1 protein-coding gene is annotated in these 1,833 nt (G+C 70.6%); it reads right to left on the reverse strand.

The features are described 5' to 3' along the window. Positions 1-49: 49 nt before the first annotated feature. On the reverse strand, positions 50-1,705 hold the full coding sequence (gene hutU / locus ACFU7D_RS29525) for a urocanate hydratase (RefSeq protein WP_378874056.1): 1,656 nt from the start codon (positions 1,703-1,705) through the stop codon (positions 50-52). Positions 1,706-1,833 lie beyond the last annotated feature (128 nt).

Genomic DNA, 1,833 nt, shown 5'->3' on the forward strand with positions numbered 1-1,833 from the left:
GGCGGGCCACGGCCGAGCGTGTCGAGACCACCACAGTCGTCTGCCTGCGTCAGGCGTCGAGCATCGGGACGTTGAGGCCCCGCTCGCGGGCGACATCGCGCGCGTGCTCGTAGCCGGCGTCCACGTGGCGCATGACGCCGGTTCCGGGGTCGTTTGTCAGGACCCGCTCGATCTTCTCCGCGGCGAGCGGAGTGCCGTCGGCGACGCAGACCTGGCCCGCGTGGATGGAGCGGCCGATGCCGACGCCGCCGCCGTGGTGGATGCTCACCCAGCTCGCGCCGGAGGCGGTGTTGAGCAGCGCGTTGAGCAGCGGCCAGTCGGCGATCGCGTCGGACCCGTCCTTCATCGCCTCCGTCTCGCGGTAGGGCGAGGCCACGGACCCGGAGTCGAGGTGGTCGCGGCCGATGACGACCGGCGCCGAGAGCTCCCCGGAGGCGACCATCTCGTTGAACTTCAGCCCGGCGAGGTGGCGCTCCTTGTAGCCCAGCCAGCAGATCCGCGCCGGCAGGCCCTCGAAGTGCACCTTCTCGCCCGCCTGGGTGATCCAGCGCTTGAGGCCCTCGTTCTCGGGGAAGAGGTCGACGATCGCCCGGTCGGTCCTGGCGATGTCCTCGGGGTCACCCGAGAGCGCCGCCCAGCGGAACGGGCCCAGACCCTCCTCGAAGAGCGGCCGGATGTAGGCGGGGACGAAGCCGGGGAAGGCGAACGCGTCCGCGAACCCGCCCAGACGGGCTCCCTCGCGCAGCGAGTTGCCGTAGTCGAAGACCTCGGCGTCACGCGCCATGAAGCCGACCATCGCCTCGACGTGCTTGGCCATCGAGGCCTGCGCCTTCTCGGTGAAGTCGTCGGGGTCCTCCTCGGCGCGCACGGCCCACTCCTCGACGGTGTACTCCAGCGGGAGATAGGAGAGCGGGTCGTGCGCCGAGGTCTGGTCGGTGACGATGTCGATCTCGACCTCGCGCGCCAGGATCTCCGGGAAGACCGCGGCGCAGTTGCCGACGAGGCCGATGGAGCGCGGCGTACGCGACTTCTTGGCCTCCTCGGCCTGGGCCAGCGCGTCGTCGAGATCCGCGGCCACGGTGTCCATGTAGCCGTGGTCGACCCGGCGCTGGAGGCGGGCGGCGTCGACGTCGACGACGATCACGACGCCCTCGTTGAGCGTCACCGCGAGGGGCTGCGCACCGCCCATGCCGCCCGCGCCACCGGTCAGGGTCAGCGTCCCGGCCAGGGTCCCCTTGAAGCGCTTGCGCGCGATCGCGGCGAAGCACTCATACGTCCCCTGGAGGATGCCTTGGGTGCCGATGTAGATCCACGAGCCGGCGGTCATCTGGCCGTACATGGTCAGGCCGAGCGACTCCAGCCGCCGGAACTCCGGCCAGGTCGCCCAGTCGCCGACGAGGTTGGAGTTGGCGATCAGGACGCGCGGCGCCCACTCGTGGGTGCGGAAGACGCCGACCGGCTTGCCCGACTGCACCAGCAGCGTCTCGTCGGCCTCGAGCTCGTCGAGGGTGCGGACGATGGCGTCGTAGGCCTCCCAGGAACGCGCGGCGCGGCCGGTGCCGCCGTAGACGACCAGGTCGGCGGGGCGCTCGGCCACCTCCGGGTCGAGGTTGTTCATCAGCATGCGCTTGGCGGCCTCGGTCTGCCAGTTCTTGGCGGTGATCTCGGGGCCGTGCGGGGCGCGGACAGTGCGTGGTTCGCTCATGTGGTCCATCTCACCTCATCGCGGGATCGGGCGTAAGACCGGCCCGGCGAAAAGCATGTTCTGGGGGTGGGCATCGGTGCATTTTCCCGCCATGGCGGGGTTGTGTCGCGGAATCTACGGTCCACGCG

This window comes from Nocardioides sp. NPDC057577 (assembly GCF_042801335.1).
Lineage (GTDB): Bacteria > Actinomycetota > Actinomycetes > Propionibacteriales > Nocardioidaceae > Nocardioides.

Coding starts and splice junctions, on each gene's coding strand:
- hutU (WP_378874056.1), bottom strand. CDS start 1,705: ATGAGCGAACCACGCACTGTCCGCGCCCCGCACGGCCCCGAGATCACC.